Origin of the sequence: Caulobacter vibrioides, from assembly GCF_002310375.3 — a bacterium.
In the GTDB taxonomy this organism is placed as follows: domain Bacteria; phylum Pseudomonadota; class Alphaproteobacteria; order Caulobacterales; family Caulobacteraceae; genus Caulobacter; species Caulobacter vibrioides_D.
The window spans coordinates 69,974-85,429 of sequence record NZ_CP023315.3; the positions used below are offsets into that span (position 1 = coordinate 69,974).

General features: G+C 68.9%; 14 protein-coding genes, 1 tRNA gene and 1 pseudogene. 6 read left to right on the forward strand and 10 right to left on the reverse strand.

Features of this window, described 5'->3' with window-relative positions; genetic code table 11:
- Nucleotides 1-11: 11 nt before the first annotated feature.
- The 4 genes from CA606_RS00335 to tsaD are packed head-to-tail and all read right to left on the reverse strand — an operon-like array spanning nucleotide 12 to nucleotide 2,809.
- Nucleotides 12-380, reverse strand: a complete 369-nt coding sequence (locus CA606_RS00335; RefSeq protein ID WP_096052914.1) for a Rieske (2Fe-2S) protein — start codon at nucleotides 378-380, stop codon at nucleotides 12-14.
- Nucleotides 381-384: 4 nt separating this feature from the next.
- A complete protein-coding gene (locus CA606_RS00340; protein WP_010917958.1) occupies nucleotides 385-666 on the reverse strand; it encodes a YciI family protein in 282 nt (93 codons plus the stop codon).
- 32 nt (nucleotides 667-698) lie between these two features.
- Nucleotides 699-1,709: an NAD(P)H-dependent glycerol-3-phosphate dehydrogenase gene (locus tag CA606_RS00345; RefSeq protein WP_096052913.1), complete on the reverse strand. Its 1,011-nt coding sequence runs from the start codon at nucleotides 1,707-1,709 to the stop codon at nucleotides 699-701.
- The gene (gene tsaD, locus CA606_RS00350; RefSeq protein ID WP_096052912.1) at nucleotides 1,706-2,809 is read right to left on the reverse strand and encodes a tRNA (adenosine(37)-N6)-threonylcarbamoyltransferase complex transferase subunit TsaD; all 1,104 of its coding nucleotides are present in this window, start codon (nucleotides 2,807-2,809) and stop codon (nucleotides 1,706-1,708) included. Before tsaD ends, CA606_RS00345 begins: the two co-directional genes overlap by 4 nt.
- 72 nt (nucleotides 2,810-2,881) lie before the next feature.
- Here tsaD and hemC point away from each other — a divergent pair, with 72 nt between their 5' ends.
- The 5 genes from hemC (at nucleotide 2,882) to CA606_RS00375 (ending at nucleotide 7,130) form a co-directional block, all read left to right on the forward strand.
- Nucleotides 2,882-3,850 carry a hydroxymethylbilane synthase gene (gene hemC / locus CA606_RS00355; protein WP_096052911.1) on the forward strand — a complete coding sequence of 323 codons (969 nt, stop codon included), beginning with the start codon at nucleotides 2,882-2,884 and terminating at the stop codon, nucleotides 3,848-3,850.
- A gap of 4 nt (nucleotides 3,851-3,854) precedes the next feature.
- A complete protein-coding gene (locus tag CA606_RS00360; RefSeq protein WP_096052910.1) occupies nucleotides 3,855-4,541 on the forward strand; it encodes a uroporphyrinogen-III synthase in 687 nt (228 codons plus the stop codon).
- A 43-nt stretch (nucleotides 4,542-4,584) separates the two neighbouring features.
- Entirely contained in the window at nucleotides 4,585-5,481 is an 897-nt protein-coding gene (locus CA606_RS00365; RefSeq protein ID WP_096052909.1) for a COG4223 family protein, read from the forward strand.
- Entirely contained in the window at nucleotides 5,478-7,013 is a 1,536-nt protein-coding gene (locus CA606_RS00370) for a heme biosynthesis protein HemY (RefSeq protein WP_096052908.1), read from the forward strand. The genes CA606_RS00365 and CA606_RS00370 overlap by 4 nt, the downstream gene beginning before the upstream one ends.
- Before the next feature lie 41 nt (nucleotides 7,014-7,054).
- Nucleotides 7,055-7,130: transfer RNA gene (locus CA606_RS00375), tRNA-Thr, on the forward strand.
- Between the two features lie 621 nt (nucleotides 7,131-7,751).
- Here CA606_RS00375 and CA606_RS00380 read toward each other — a convergent pair.
- Nucleotides 7,752-9,950: a 3-hydroxyacyl-CoA dehydrogenase NAD-binding domain-containing protein gene (locus CA606_RS00380; RefSeq protein WP_096052907.1), complete on the reverse strand. Its 2,199-nt coding sequence runs from the start codon at nucleotides 9,948-9,950 to the stop codon at nucleotides 7,752-7,754.
- A 17-nt stretch (nucleotides 9,951-9,967) separates the two neighbouring features.
- On the opposite strand from CA606_RS00380, the pseudogene CA606_RS20475 reads away from it, so the two are divergent.
- Nucleotides 9,968-10,083 (forward strand): annotated as a pseudogene (locus CA606_RS20475) (hypothetical protein); the annotation flags it as partial.
- Between the two features lie 8 nt (nucleotides 10,084-10,091).
- Here the strand turns inward: CA606_RS20475 and CA606_RS00385 are convergent.
- From CA606_RS00385 to CA606_RS00405, 5 genes are all read right to left on the reverse strand, one after another.
- The gene (locus CA606_RS00385; RefSeq protein ID WP_096052906.1) at nucleotides 10,092-11,297 is read right to left on the reverse strand and encodes an acetyl-CoA C-acetyltransferase; all 1,206 of its coding nucleotides are present in this window, start codon (nucleotides 11,295-11,297) and stop codon (nucleotides 10,092-10,094) included.
- Between the two features lie 64 nt (nucleotides 11,298-11,361).
- Complete coding sequence (locus CA606_RS00390) at nucleotides 11,362-11,754, reverse strand: hypothetical protein (RefSeq protein ID WP_096052905.1); 393 nt, start codon at nucleotides 11,752-11,754, stop codon at nucleotides 11,362-11,364.
- A complete protein-coding gene (locus CA606_RS00395) occupies nucleotides 11,751-12,914 on the reverse strand; it encodes an acyl-CoA dehydrogenase family protein (RefSeq protein ID WP_096052904.1) in 1,164 nt (387 codons plus the stop codon). Before CA606_RS00395 ends, CA606_RS00390 begins: the two co-directional genes overlap by 4 nt.
- Before the next feature lie 2 nt (nucleotides 12,915-12,916).
- On the reverse strand, nucleotides 12,917-14,710 hold the full coding sequence (locus CA606_RS00400; protein ID WP_096052903.1) for an acyl-CoA dehydrogenase C-terminal domain-containing protein: 1,794 nt from the start codon (nucleotides 14,708-14,710) through the stop codon (nucleotides 12,917-12,919).
- Nucleotides 14,711-14,812: 102 nt separating this feature from the next.
- Complete coding sequence (locus CA606_RS00405; RefSeq protein WP_010917970.1) at nucleotides 14,813-15,292, reverse strand: MerR family transcriptional regulator; 480 nt, start codon at nucleotides 15,290-15,292, stop codon at nucleotides 14,813-14,815.
- Between the last annotated feature and the right edge of the window lie 164 nt (nucleotides 15,293-15,456).

The following is a 15,456-nucleotide window of genomic DNA, read 5'->3' on the forward strand; positions in this document are numbered from 1 at the left end:
TTAAGGAAGGGTCAGGCCGTGACGATCTGACCGTCCCGCACCGTGACGGGCCAAGGCGTCAGGCGGGCGCTGGTTGGGCAGGGCCCCGCCACGCAGCCGCCGTCCTCAATGCGGAACAGGGCCGCGTGGCCGGCGCACAGGATCAGGTCGTTGTCGCGGGTCAGGTAACGGCCTGCGAAACCGGCCAGGGGCCAGCCGGCGTGCGGGCAGCTGTCGACATAGCCGACCAGGGTCTCGCCCTTGCGCACGACGAAGCCGGCGAACATCGCGTCGCCCTCGCGCCAGCGAAAGCCCTTCGACCCGGGCGAGGCGATCTCGTCCAGGCCGCACAGCACGGTCCCCGTCGGGGGACGGGCGGGATTGTCCTCGGCGTCCCGCAACGGCTCAGAGCGCGCCGATCGCCACGCGCCAGGGCCGCACCTCGACGCTTTCGAACACCCCGGCGGTGGTGAACGGGTCGTTGTCGGCCTGGGCCTGGGCGGCGGCCAGATCCTCGGCCTCGACGATCAGCAGTGAGCCGATCGGATTGCCGTCATCACCCAGCAGCGCGCCGGCCAGCTTCAGGCCCGTCGACTGGTTCAGGTAGTCGAGATGGGTGGGGCGGGTGGCCAGGCGGGTGTCCAGCGCGCCGGGCTTGTCCTTGCAGAGGATGGCGAAGAGGGCCATGCGGGCGGTCCTTGTGCTCAGGGTTCGGGTGATCAGGCTTCGGGCTTCAGGGGGCGCGAGAGCAGGCCCGCAATCGCGGCGTCGACCGCGACCTCGCCCGCCAGGATGGCCGCGACGGCTTCGCAGATCGGCGCCTCGACGCCGACCTTGCGCGCCAGGGCGCGCACGGCGGGGGCCGAGGCCACGCCTTCGGCCACCGAGACCTTGCCGGCCAGCGCCTGCTCCAGGGTCAGGCCCTGACCCAGCGCCAGGCCTACGCTCATGTTGCGCGATTGGGAGCTGGAGCAGGTCAGCACCAGATCGCCCAGGCCGCAGAGGCCGGCCACGGTCTCCGGCCGCGCGCCCAGCGCCACCGCCAGGCGGGTCAGTTCGGCGAAGCCGCGGGTGATCACCGTGGCATGGGCGTTGCGGCCCAGGCCCTTGCCCTCGACGATGCCGCAGGCGATGGCCAGCACGTTCTTCACCGCCCCGCCGGCCTCGGCGCCGATCAGGTCATTGGCCGTGTAGGGGCGGAAGGTCGGGATGGCGATGGCCTCGGCGATGGCGCGGCCCAGGGCCTCGTCTTCGCAGGCCAGGGTGACGGCGGCGGGCAGGTTGCGGGCGACTTCGCCGGCGAAGCTGGGCCCCGACAACACCGCGATCGGCGCGCCCGGCAGGGCTTCGGCCGCCACCTCGGTCATCAGCTTCAGCGAGCCCTGTTCCACGCCCTTGGAGCACAGCACGACGGGCGCGCCCGCCTTGCGATGCGGGGCGAAGGCCGTCAGGGCGGCGCGCAGGTGCTGGGCGGGGGCGACGGCCAGGATCAGGTCGCAGTCCGCGAGGTCCGCCAGGTCGGTGACGGCCTTGATCCCCGGCTCCAGCGCGACGCCGGGCAGGAAGACCGCATTCTCGTGCGCCGCGTTGATCGAGGCTACGACCTCGGGCTCGCGCGCCTGCAGCGTCACCGCCAGGCCCGCCCGCGCCGCCACCTGCGCCAGGGCCGTGCCCCAGGCGCCGGCGCCGATCACGCCAACCGTCTCAAAGGTCATGGGCTTGAACGTCATGCCTTGGCTCCCTTGCGTCCGTAGGCGTTGGCGGGATTGGCCAGCGCCGCGGCCTCGTCCAGCGGCCAGCGCGGACGGGCGACGGCGTCGAGGTCATCGAAGATACCCAGGGCCAGCCGCTCGGCGCCCGCCAGGGCGATCATGGCGGCGTTGTCGGTGCAGTAGGCCAGCGGCGGCGCGGCGAAGGAAAAGCCGTTCTTCTCGCAGTCGGCCAGCAGGGCCGCCCGCACCGCGCCGTTGGCCGCCACGCCGCCGGCGACCACGAAGCGCAGGTCGTCTTGGTCGTGGCTGTCCTTGTAGAGCTTCATCGCCCGATCGACCCGCTCCGACAGCTGGCGGGCGATGGCGGCCTGCACCCCGGCGGCCAGGTCGCGGCGCTCGTCGTCGGTGGTCAGGGTCTCGGCGATCCGCGCGGCGGCGGTCTTCAGGCCCGAGAACGAGAAGTCGCAGTCCTTGCGGCCCAGCAGGGCGCGAGGCAGGGCGTAGCGCGTCGCATCGCCGCTCACGGCCAGCTTCTCCAGCGCCGGGCCGCCCGGATAGGGCAGGCCCAGACTCTTGGCGATCTTGTCGAAGGCCTCGCCGGCGGCGTCGTCGATCGTGGTGCCCAGGCGCCGGCAAGCCCCCACGCCTGACACCTCCAGCAGCTGGCAGTGGCCGCCGGACACCAGCAGCAGCAGGAACGGATAGGCGATGTCCGCGCCCAGGCGGGCGGAGACGGCGTGACCTTCCAGGTGGTTCACGGCCACCAGCGGCACGCCGCGCGCCAAGGCTACGGCCTTGCCGAACGCCAGGCCCACCATGACCCCGCCCACAAGGCCCGGTCCCGCCGTGGCGGCGACCCCGTCCAGATCTCCGAATCCGACGCCCGCCGCGCGAACAGCCTCGGCGGCGATGGCGTCGATCGACTCGACGTGCGCCCGGGCGGCGATCTCGGGCACGACGCCGCCGAACGGCGCATGCTTTTCGAACTGGGTGCCGATCACCGACGACAGCACCGTCACCGTCCCGTCCTGCTCGCGGCGCACGACCGAGGCCGCGGTTTCATCGCAGCTGGTCTCAAGGCCGAGGATAAGGAGGTCGGATTGCTTAGGGGATGTCATCAGGTTGCGGGCTTTCCGCCGCTCCTGTAGCAGCGAAGAACAAAATTCGTCTCCGCAGGTAACGTTCAGACCGTGTCCCGGCAACCTCCCATCCGCATCGGCGCGCGCGGCTCCAAGCTGTCCCTGGCGCAATCGGGCCTCATGCAGGCGCGGATCGCCCATGCGCTCGGCGTTCCGGCCGGGGCCAGCAGGGAAGAGATCGAGGCGGCCGCGCCGCTGATCCCGATCGTCACCAGCGGCGACCGCATCCAGGACCGTCGCCTGATGGAGATCGGCGGCAAGGGCCTCTTCACCAAGGAGATCGAGGAGGCCCTGCTGGACGGCCGCATCGACTGCGCCGTCCATTCGCTGAAGGACATGCCGGCCGAGCTGCCGCCGGGCCTCGTCCTGGCCGCGACGCCCGAGCGCGAGGATCCGCGCGACGCCTTCATCAGCCACATCTGCGAGCGCCTCGAAGACCTGCCCAAGGGCGCGCGCCTGGGCACCGCGTCGTTGCGCCGCCAGGCCCAGGCCCTGCATGTGCGCCCTGACCTCGAGATCGTCATGCTGCGCGGCAACGTCGATACGCGCCTGGCCAAGCTGGAGCGCGGCGAGGCCGACGCCATCCTGCTGGCCCAGTCGGGCCTCAATCGCCTGGGCCTTGGCCATCTGACCAAGAGCTGGCTCGATCCCGACGCCTGTCCGCCGGCCCCGGGCCAGGGCGCCCTCGTCATCGAGACTCGGGCCGAGGATGTCGGCGCGCCGTGGCTGGACGCCGTCCGCTGCCGGGAGACCACGATCGCCGTGGCCGCCGAGCGCGGCGCGCTGCTGGCTCTGGAAGGGTCTTGCCGCACCGCCATCGGGGCGCGCGCGATCCTGGACGGGTCGCGGCTTTCGATCCTGGTCGAGGCCCTGACCCCCGACGGCGCCCAACGGTTCCGGCGCGAAGGCGACATCGTGCTGACCGGCGCCGACGATGTCGGCGAAGCCCGCGCCCTTGGCTTGACGCTGGGCGCCGAGGTCCGCGCGGCCGGCGGTGACGCCATCGTCCTGCCGGAATAGAGCCTTGGGCTCGGGCGCGCCGGTTTGGATCACCCGCGCCCAGCCTGGCGCCGCGGCGACGGCCGAACGCGTAGCGGCGCTGGGCTTCACGCCGATCATCGACCCGCTGCTCTCCGTCGAGCCGATCGTCGCGCCGATCGATCTGTCAGGTGTCGCGGCCCTGGCCTTCACCAGCGTCAATGGCGTCGAGGGCTTCGCCCGCTGCTCCGCACGGCGCGACCTGCCGGTCTTCACGGTGGGCGCCGCCACGGCCAAGGCTGCGCAAGACGCGGGATTTCTCCTGACCCGCAGCGCCGACGGCGATGTCGAGGCGCTGGAGCAGCTGATCGCCGACGCCCGTCCAGGGGCGGTGCTGTGGGCGGGCGCCCAGGCGCCGGCCGGCGACCTTGTCTCCGGCCTACGTGCGCGCGGCCTGGAGGCGCGCGGCGTGTCGGTCTACGCCACCGTTGAGCGCGCGCCGTCGGCCGCCACCTTGTCGCTGTTCGATGCGCCGCTCACCGTACTGGTCCATTCCCCCCGTGCGGCGCGAGCCCTGGCGGACGTCGTGACGGGCCGCGCCTGCGCTCATCTGCGCCTCCTGTGCCTGTCGGCCGCCGTCGCCGCGCCGCTGGCCAAGCTTGCCGAACCGCGTTCTGTGGCGTTCGCGCCGCGCCCGGACGAATCCGCGCTGCTGCAACTGCTCGACGGTTGAGCGCGGCGTTGCGCGACGCGGCGGGGTGGGGCACGAATGGGCCATGAACGCCGATGCCGATCCCGTTGAAATCGCCGCGCCCAGCGATCCGGCGCTCTATGCCCGTCGTCGGGTGATGGGGCCGGGGGTGTGGGCCTGGCTTGTGCTCTGCCTCGTCTGCGTTGGCTTGGGGGCCGGCGTCGCCCGCTTCGGGCCATCCTGGTTCGCAGCCCAGCCCGCCCCGCCCGAGGCGGCCGTGTCAGCCACGCCCAGCCCGCGTCCGATCGCCGAGCGGGTGGCGACGGGCGCAGCGCTTCCGCTGGAGAGCCCCGAGCCGATGGTCGCCGCGCCCGCGCTGGCCGACGTCGAGCGGCTCAATGGCCGAATCACCGCTTTGGAAGCCAGCCAGAAGACCGTGGCCGACGCGGCGGTGGCCGCGCTCGCGGTCGCGACCCTCGCCGAGGCGGCGGGAACCTCGCGTCCGTTCGGTCCGGAGCTGCTGGGCCTGGAGCGGGTCTTGCCAGGCTCGCCCGATCTGCGCGCCCTTGAGCCGCTCTCGCGCACGGGCGCGCCGACCCGCGCGGGTCTGGCCACCCAATTCGGCAATCTGGCCGGCCGCGCCGCCAGCGCCTCGCGCAATCCCGGCATGGACGCTGATCTGTTCTCGCGGGTCCGCTACGCCCTCTCCAGCATCGTCTCGATCCGCCACGTCGGCTCGACCAAGGGCTCGACGCCCGACGCCATGCTGGCGCGCGCCCAGGCCCTGCTGGACGAGGGCGACGTCGAAGGCGCGGTCGCCGCGCTCGACCCGCTCAACGATTCCTCGCGTGAGGTGCTCGCGCCGTGGTTCGTCGCCGCTAACCGCCGGATCGAGATCGACCGCCATGTGTCGGCCGTCCGCGCCGACGCCCTGGCCGAACTGGCGCGGGTCTCGCGCGCCACCGCCCCGGTCGCGCCATGACCCGCGTCGCCTTCGCGCTCTTTCTGGTCGCCGTCGTCGCCGTCAGCGTCCTGGCCCTGACCGGCGAGCCGGGTCGCGCCTCATTGGAGTGGATGGGCTGGCGGGTCGAGATGACGGCCGCCGCCGCCGCGCTCTTGACCCTGTTCTCGGCCCTGATGTTCACCCTGCTGTGGCGCGGCGTCATCTGGATCGTCGAGGCCCCCCGCCGTGCGGCGAGGGCCCGGGCCGAGGCCAAGCGCAAGCAGGCCATCGAAGCGCTTTCGCGGGGCTTTCTGGCCGTGGCCGCCGGCGACGGCTCGGAGGCCCGCCGTCTGGCGCAGAAGTCGTCGGAGCTGGCCGAGGACGCGCCGGCCCTGGTCCGCGTGCTGGCCGCCCAGGCGGCCGAGGCCGCCGGCGACCGCGGCGCGGCCAAGAGCGCCTACAACGCCATGCTCGGCTTTCCCGAGATGCGCCTGGCCGGTCTGCGCGGCCTGATGCTCGCCGCCCAGGCCGAGGGCGACCGGCAGGCGGCGATCCGCCACGCCGAAACCGCCTATGGCCTGGCGCGGACCGCGCGCTGGGCGTGGCGCGCCCTTCTGGAGGCTCGCCTCGAAGCCGGCGACTGGGCCGCCGCCCTGGAGCTTGTCCGAGGCGCGCTTGAGCGCAAGATCGTCTCGCCGGTCGTGGCCGAGCGCAGCCGCGCGGCCCTGCTGGCCGCCTCGGCCGCCAGCCTCGTCAATGCGCATGACCCCAAGACCCGCGCCCAGGCGCTGGATTTCGCGACCCAGTCGGTGAAGCTCAAGCCCGACTTCGCGCCCGGCGTGGTCATGGCCGCGCGCCTGCTGGCCGAAGACGGCAAGACCGCCAAGGCCAGCGGCCTGATCGAGACCGCCTGGAAGGCCGAGCCCCATCCGGCGCTGTGGCTGGCCTATCGCGACCTGAAGACCAACGAGACGCCCAAGGCCCGCGCCCAGCGCCTGGCCGGGCTGGCCGCCTTGAAGCCCGAGGCGCGGGAAAGCCGTCTGTTGCGCGTGGAAAGCGCCCTGATCGGCGGTGATCCGGTCGCCGCCCGCGCCGCCGCCCGTCTGCTGGATGACGAGGCCCCGACCGCCCGTTTCGCCGGCCTGATGGCGCGGGTGGCCGCCGCCAACGGCGACGCGGACGAGGCGCGCGCCTGGATCGCGCGCGGCGTGGCCGCGCCCCAGGAGCCGGACTGGTCTGATCTGGATCCCGAAGGCCTCGCCTTCGCCTATCAGCGCGACGACTGGGCCCGGCTGGCGGTCAGCTACGCCGAGACAGGCCAGCTGATCCACCCCCGCCATGAGCGGCGCGAGCGGACCATGAACGATCTGCCGGAACTGCCGTCGGCCTATGCGGAGTCGACCCCGTTCATCCGCGCGGCCGAGACCGGCGGCGCCCTGCTGCCCATTCCGGACGACCCCGGCGTGTTCGACGCCCCGCCTGTTCCGGAGCCTCCGGAAGGCGGTCCGGCGCCCCGTCGCAATTCTGGTGCAAGACGGCGCTTGGCAAGTGGCTCGCGCGCCGCTAAATAGGCGCTCCCTTCGCTCTGAAGCGCCCGCTTCGGAGCCCGTGGGCCGCCTTAGCTCAGCCGGTAGAGCGGCGCATTCGTAATGCGTAGGTCAGGTGTTCGAGTCACCTAGGCGGCACCACTTTTCATAAGCTTGAACAATCACTTAGGTGTTTGGGTGATTGGTGCCCCAGGGCTTCGTTGAGAAGCGTGGATGTGAGCTGAAAACACCAGCGCAAACCCCAGATACCCACAGCTTAGTGGCTCCAGTTCGCAAGACGGCGGCGTTGATCCTCGCCCAGAATGTACAGAAGATATCCCCGTCTAAAGTGAATTGACGGGAAGCGACCCATTGTAGTCAGGCGATTCGAGAGGGACCATTGCCACGTTCGAACTTTTCGAACGCTGAACCCGGAGACCTGAAATGGACATCACCGTCCAGATCCCCGGGCTCTTGGTCCTCCTGCTCGTGGCAATGGCTGTCGCGATCACGAAGGCAAAGCGCTGACCGGAGGGTGCCGAGGGATCTAGACCATCTCTCGGCACCTGCTCTGGAAGACGCCGCATTAGGATGCGTCGTGGGGCATAGCGCGGTCAACTAAGAGGTTGGCTAAATCGGTAGCTATACACAGATGGATCCCCCTCTGGGGCATTGATCGCGGTTGCGCGCCTTATCCCGCCGCGCCGTAGCCCCGCTTAAGCGCGCAACGAAAAGGCCCGGTGTTGCCACCGGGCCTTCCGTCGTTCTGAGCTAAGGCTGGGCTTACGCCGCCGCCTTGGCCTTGGCGCCGAAGCGGCCGTAGAAGGTCTCGCCCTTCTCGGCCATCTCGCGCAGCAGGGCCGGCGGGGCGAACCGCTTGCCGTACTTCTGGGCCAGGGCGTCGCAGGCCTCGACAAAGGCCTTGGCGCCGACGGCGTCGATCAGGCTGATCGGACCGCCGGTCCAGGGCGCGAAGCCCCAGCCCAGGATCGCGCCGACATCGGCTTCGCGCGGATCGGTGATGACGCCTTCCTCGAAGCAGCGCGCGGCCTCGACGGCCTGGCGGTACAGGAGGCGGATGCGGATCTCCTGGATCAGCGCCTGGTCGGCCTCTGCGATCGTCACCGGCGCCAGCTCCGACAGACCCTTCCACAGGGTCTTGGGGCCATTCTCCGGATAATCGTAGAAGCCCTTGCCGTTCTTGCGGCCAAAGCGCTGCAGCTCGACGACCATCTTTTCGATGATCGGGGCGAACGGACGGTCCTCGAACTTGTCGCCGAGGTCCTTCTTGGTCTGCTGGGTGACCTTGTAGCCAAGGTCCAGAGCGACGTCGTCGTTCATCTCCAGCGGACCGCGCGGCATGCCCGTGGCGCGGCCGACATTGTCGATGATGGCCGGGGCGATGCCGTCGGCCAGCATCTCGAGGCCTTCCTGCACGAAGGTGCCGAAGCAGCGGCTGGTGTAGAAGCCGCGGCTATCGTTCACGACGATCGGGGTCTTCTTGATCTTCAGGACGTAGTCGATCGACTTGGCCAGGGCCTCGTCCGAGGTTTCCTCGCCCATGATGATCTCAACGAGGCCCATCTTGTCGACCGGCGAGAAGAAGTGGATGCCGATGAAGTTCTTCGGACGCACCGACGCCTTGGCCAGGCCGGTGATCGGCAGGGTCGAGGTGTTGGAGCCGAAGATGGCGTCCTCGGCCAGCTGGGCCTCGGCCTTCTGGGTGACGTCGGCTTTGATCTCGCGGCTCTCGAACACCGCCTCGATCACCAGATCGCTGCCCTTGACGTGGGCGTAGTCGGTGGTCGGGGTGATCAGGGCCAGGACCGCGTCGGCCTTGTCCTGAGTCATCTTGCCGCGCGACACGGCCTTCTTGAGCAGGTTTTCGGCGTAGGCCTTGCCCTTCTCGGCCGCCTCTTGGCTCTGGTCGATCAGCACGGTCTCGATGCCGGCCATGGCTTGGACATAGGCGATACCCGCGCCCATCATGCCCGCGCCCAGAACGGCGACCTTCTTGGCTTCCGACGGCGGCACGTTGGCCGGACGGCCCGAGCCCTTGCCCAGTTCCTGCAAGCTGAGGAACAGGGTGCGGATCATGCCCTTGGCCTGCGGCGACATCATCGTCTTCAGGAAGTAGCGGGTCTCGATGCGGATGGCCGCGTCGAACGGCACCTGCGTGCCTTCATAGACCGCCTTCAGGATGTTCAGCTGGGCGGGGTAGTTGCCATAGGTCTGCTTGCGGAGCATGGCGTTGCCCATGATGAACACCTGGCCGCCGGTCGGGGTGTAGGGACCGCCGCCGGGCAGCTTGAAGTCCTTCTTGTCCCACGGCGCGACCGGATCGCCCTTGGTCTTGACCCAGGTCTTGGCGGCTTCGACGACTTGGTCGGCCGGCACGACTTCATGCACGACCTTGTTGGCCAGAGCCTCGGCCGGCTTCATCGACTTGCCTTCCAGCAGGTACGGCGCAGCGGCCATCACGCCCATCAGGCGCGGCAGGCGCTGGGTGCCGCCGGCGCCGGGCAGGAGGCCGACCTTGGCTTCGGGCAAGGCCAGCTGGATCTTCGGATGGTCGGCGACCACGCGATAGTGGCAGGCCAGCGCGATCTCGAGACCGCCGCCCATGGCCAGGCCGTTGATCGCCGCAGCGACCGGCTTGCCGCAGGTTTCCAGGGCGCGGAAGGCCTTGTTCAGCGCAAAGCCGGCGTCATAGGCGGCCTTCAGGCCGGCCTCACCGCCAGCGCCGCCGCCCAGACCGCCGTTGCCACCCAGTTCGCCCAGGTCGGCGCCGGCGCAGAAGCCCGTCGTCTTGCCCGAGGTGATGACGACGCCCTTGATCTCGGCGTCGGACTTGATGCGTTCGACGATCTCGCCGATTTCGCGGATGACCGACGCGGTCAGGGTGTTCATCGAACGGCCGGGGACGTCGAAGGTGACGAGGGCCACGCCGTCGGAGTCGACCTCGATCTTGAAGTTTTCCATGGGGATTCTTCCTCAGAATTCGATGTCATCCCGGCCGTAGCGCAGCGGAGAGCCGGGACCGCCAGAAACTCGAAGCTGGAAGCTCTGAGCTTGCCGCGGTCCCGGATCGGCCCTTCGGGCCGTCCGGGATGACAGGTTAAATCAAACGCGTTCGATGACCGTGGCGGTGCCCATGCCGGCGCCGACGCACAGGGTGATCAGGGCGGTTTCCTTGTCCGAGCGCTCCAGCTCGTCCAGGACGGTGCCCAGGATCATCGCGCCGGTGGCGCCCAGCGGGTGGCCCATGGCGATGGCGCCGCCGTTCACGTTCATCTTGTCGTGCGGGATGTCCAGCGCCTGCATCATGCGCAGCACGACCGAGGCGAAGGCTTCGTTCAGCTCGTAGAGGTCGATGTCCTTGACCTCCATGCCCAGCTTCTTGAGCAGCTTCTCGCTGACCAAGGCCGGACCGGTGAGCATGATCGAGGGCTCCGAGCCGATCGAGGCCGCGCCCTTGATCTTGGCGCGGGCCTTCAGGCCCAGGGCCTCGCCCATTTCCTTGGTGCCGATGAGCACGCCGGCGGCGCCGTCGACGATGCCCGAGCTGTTGCCGGCGTGGTGCACGTGGTTGACGCGCTCGACCTGCGGATAGCGCTGGGTGACCACCGCGTCGAAGGCCATCTCGCCCATGCCCGTGAACGAGGGGTTCAGCGAGGCCAGGGTCTGCATGGTGGTGGAGCCGCGGACGGTCTCGTCATGGTCCAGCAGGGTCAGGCCCAGCTGATCCTTCACCGGGATCACCGACTTCTTGAAGCGGTTGTCCGCCCAGGCGGCGGCGGCGCGCTTCTGGCTCTCGACGGCGTAGGCGTCGACGTCATCGCGGGAAAAGCCATAGAGGGTGGCGATCAGGTCGGCCGACACGCCTTGCGGCGCGAAATAGGTCTTGAAGGCCGAGGACGGGTCGGTCGGCCAGGCGCCGCCGTCGCTGCCCATCGGCACGCGGCTCATGCTCTCGACGCCGCCGCCGATAGCGAGGCCCGCTTCGCCCGAGGCGACCTTGGCCGCAGCCATGTTTACCGCTTCCAGGCCCGAGGCGCAGAAGCGGTTGATCTGCACGCCGGCGACGCTCTCGGCGTAGTCAGCGGTCAGGACGGCGGTGCGGGCGATGTCGCTGCCTTGCTCACCGACCGGCGAGACGCAGCCCAGGACGACGTCGTCGACCTTGCTGGTGTCCAGGCCGTTGCGGTCGCGCAGGGCTTCCAGCACCTGGGTGGCCAGCGACAGGGCGGTGGTCTCGTGCAGCGAGCCGTCCTTCTTGCCCTTGCCGCGCGGGGTGCGCACGGCGTCGAAGATGTAAGCGTCAGCCATGGAATGGCTCCTTCCTGCGAAGTGTTGTTAGTGTCGTTGACGGGCGGCCGGCGAACCGGGCGCCTTATGGCTTCCAGTTGCCGATCGGGTACTTGCCGATCGGCTCGCACTTCAGGCCGCTGGCCGAGGCCTTGGCCCGGTAATAGAGGCGTGATCCGAATTCCGGTGGCGGCAGGGCGCAGGGCGTAAAGCCGGAGGTGGTCACCTCCAGCTTCCACTCGGCGACCTTCGAGCGCAGCAGGACGTTGCAGACGTCCTTGCCGGGCGGCTGCAGCGGCAGCTTGAACGCGCCCGGCTGCGGCCGCTTGCCGACCAGCTCGCCCGAGAAGGTCAGCGGGCGCGGGCCTTGCGCGGCGCGCACGCAGACCACGGCCGAGCGGGCGTCATTCGCGGCTTTTGGCGGCGGCTCGGCCGCCGCGGCGCCGGCCAGAAGACCGGCCAGCAGCGATACGATCATAGCGTCCTCGCGATCAGGAGTTTCATGATCTCGTTCGTGCCGCCGTAGATGCGCTGGATGCGGCTGTCCTTGTACATGCGCGCGATCGGGTACTCGTTCATGAAGCCGTAGCCGCCGAACAGCTGCAAGCAGCGATCGACGATCTTGTTCTCCAGGTCGCTGACCCAGTACTTGGCCATCGAGGCGGTGGCCGCGTCCAGCTTGCCTTCGAGGTGCTGGCCGATGCAGTGGTTGACGAACACCTTGGCCACGGTCGCCTCGGTCTTGCATTCCGCCAGCACGAACTGGGTGTTCTGGAAGTCGATGATCGCCTTGCCGAACGCCTTGCGGTCCTTGACGTAGGCTATGGTCAGCTCAAGCGCCCGCTCGATCGTCGCCATGCCCTGGACGGCGATGTTCAGGCGTTCTTGCGGCAGCTGGCTCATCAGCTGGAAGAAGCCCTGGCCCTCGTCGGTTCCGAGCAGGTTCTCGGTCGGAACCTTCACGTCGTTGAAGAACAGTTCCGAGGTGTCCTGGGCTTCCTGGCCCAGCTTGTCGAGGTTGCGGCCGCGCTCGAAGCCCTCGGCGCCGTCGGTCTCGACGAAGATCAAGGACGTGCCGCGCGCGCCGCCGGCCGGGTCGGTCTTGGCGACGACGATGATCAGATTGGCCGTTTGCCCATTGGTGATGAAGGTCTTGGAGCCGTTGATGACGTACTGGTTGCCGGCCTTCTTGGCGGTGGTCTTGATGCCTTGAAGGTCCGAGCCCGCGCCCGGTTCGGTCATGGCGATGGCCGAGACGAGCTCGCCCGTGGCCATGCGCGGCAGCCAGCGCTGCTTTTGCTCCTCGGTGCCGTAGTGAACGATGTACGGCATGACGATGGCGTTGTGCAGGCTGGCGCCGAAGCCATCGACGCCCTTCTTGCCTAGCTGCTCCATCAGCACGACCTCGTGCCGGTAGTCGCCGCCGGCGCCGCCGTACTGTTCGGGCGTGGAGAGGCCAAGCAAACCCGCCTCCCCCGCCTTGGTCCACATGTCGCGGTCGACGCAGTGGTTCTTGCGCCACGTCGCCACGGTCGCTTCAGAAGCGTGCTCGTCGAAGAATTTGCCGACCGCGTCCTCGAAGATCGCGATGTCTTCCTCGGCCATGAAGGCCGGCTTTTCAACGTTGAGCACGCTCATGATCAGAAAGCCTCCGCAGGCAGCGCCATCAGGGTCGCTGAACCGGTCTTCAGCTTGGCCAGATGCGACGCAGCGTCAGGCAAGATGCGTTCGATGAAATAGCGACCGGTCGTCAGCTTGGTCGTGAAGAACGGGTCGGACGAGCCGGCCGCGATCTTGGCGTTAGCGGCCTTGGCCATCAGCGCCCACATGTAGGCCAGGCCCGTCAGGCCAAACAGGTGCATGTAGTCGGTCGAGGCCGCGCCGGCGTTGTCGGGGTTCTGCAGGCCGTTCTGCATCAGCCACATCGTGCCGTCCTGCAGCTGAGCCTTCACGCCGCCCAGGGCTTCGATGAAGGGCTTCAGGGCCTCGTCGGTGTCGTTCTCGCCGATGAACTGGTCGATTTCCTGGAAGAAGGTCATCACCGCGCGGCCGCCCTTGGAGGCCAGCTTGCGGCCCACCAGGTCGAGCGCCTGGATGCCGTTGGTGCCCTCGTAGATCAGGGCGATGCGGCAGTCGCGCATGTACTGGCTGACCGGGAAGTGCTCGGTGAAGCCGCTGCCGCCGTGCACCTGCACCGCGTTCGAGCAGACCTGGAAGCCCTTGTCGGTCAGGTAGCCTTTCAGCACCGGCGTCATCAGGCCCATATAGTCGGAGGACTTCTCGCGCACCGCCGGGTCGGGGTGAACGTGCGACAGGTCGCCGTGCAGGGCGGTCCAGAACAGGAACGCGCGGCCGCCTTCGATCAGGGCCTTGCTCTCCAGCAGCATGCGACGCACGTCCGGGTGGACGATGATCGGATCGGCCGGGCCCTCGGCGTTCTTGGGACCGGTCAGCGAGCGGCCTTGCAGGCGGTCCTTGGCGAATGCGACGGCGGCCTGATAGGCCGCTTCGCCCTGAGCCACGCCCTGCATGCCCACGCCCAGGCGCGCCTCGTTCATCATGACGAACATGATCTTGAGGCCCGAATTCTCCTCGCCGATCAGGTAGCCCGTGGCCTCGTCATACTGCATCACGCAGGTGGCGTTGCCGTGGATGCCCATCTTCTCTTCGAGGCCCACGCACTTGGCGCCCTCGTTGCGCGGTCCCACCGAGCCGTCGGCGTTGGGGATGAACTTCGGCACGATGAACAGGCTGATGCCCTTCACGCCGGCCGGAGCGCCTTCGATGCGGGCCAGGACGAGGTGGACGATGTTGTCGGCCATGTCGTGCTCGCCGGCCGAGATCCAGATCTTCTGGCCGGTGATCTTGTAGCTGCCGTCGGCTTGCGGAACCGCCTTGGTGCGCAGGAGGCCAAGGTCCGTGCCGCAATGCGGCTCGGTCAGGTTCATGGTGCCGGTCCATTCGCCGGACACCATCTTGGGCAGGAAAGTCTGCTTCTGCTCGTCCGAACCGCCGACATGGATGGCCGAATAGGCGCCGTGGGCCAGGCCCGGATACATCGAGAAGGCCATGTTGGCCGAGCTCGACATCTCGCTGAAGGCCAGGTTCACGACGTGCGGCAGGCCCTGGCCGCCATAGGCGGGGTCAGAGCCGATCGCGGTCCAGCCGCCCTCGCACATCTGCTTGTAGGCGTCTTTGAAGCCGGGCGGGGTGGTGACGGTGTTGGTGACCGGGTCCAGCTTGCAGCCCGTCTTGTCGCCGACCGTGTTCAGCGGCGCCAGCACCTCGCCCGTGAACTGGGCGGCGGCGTCGAGGATCTGCTCGACCACGTCGAACGGCGCGTCCGAGAAGCCCGGCAGGGCGCCGTGTTGGTCGATATTGAGCACGTCGCGCAGGATGAAGGCGTGATCGCGAACGGGCGGCTGATAGGTCATGGAACGGTCCTGCCAGGGAACTTAAGAGGAGTGATCGGGAGGAAGAAAGACGGGCGGCCGCCGCGCGCGCCTTGGGGGCGGCGTCGGCGGCGCGAAACGGCCCTACTTGCCCAGCATCGCTTCGGCGTGGCCGTCGAGGCGGGCGCGCAGCACCTGCTCGTAGTCGGCCGCGCGGGGCAGCAGGTCGGGGCGGATCTCGGTGAGCCGCCGCTCGAGGCGGTTGCAGGCCTCGCGCAGCTCGATCAAGGCGTTGTCGATGTCGTCGCGCTGTTGCTCCAGCGCGGTGGCGCGTTCGCGGAACTTCTTCAGCGAGCGGGCCATCTGCGCCGCGCCCTCGTCGTTCTCGTCATAGAGGTCGAGGAGCTCGCGGATCTCGGTCAGCGACAGGCCCACGCGCTTGCCGCGCAGGATCAGCTGCAGGCGGACGCGGTCCTTGTGGGAATAGACGCGGTTCAGGCCTTCACGGGCGGGGTTCAGAAGACCCTTGTCCTCGTAGAAGCGCAGAGCGCGGGGCGTGGCTTTGAATTCGTTGCACAGCTGGCGGATCGTGAAGGTCCGCTCGGGGCGTCGCAGGTCGGCCATGGATGGAAACCTCCCAAGGAAGAGGGCCTGGCTACTGCGGCCGGGCCGCTTTGTTATCGTTGATCACCCTAAACCCGATCTCGTGACGTCGTCAACGCTTACGTAAACGTCAATTGGCGCGCAGGCGATAGGTTTACTTTCCTAGCCCAGCGGGCGTACTTTCT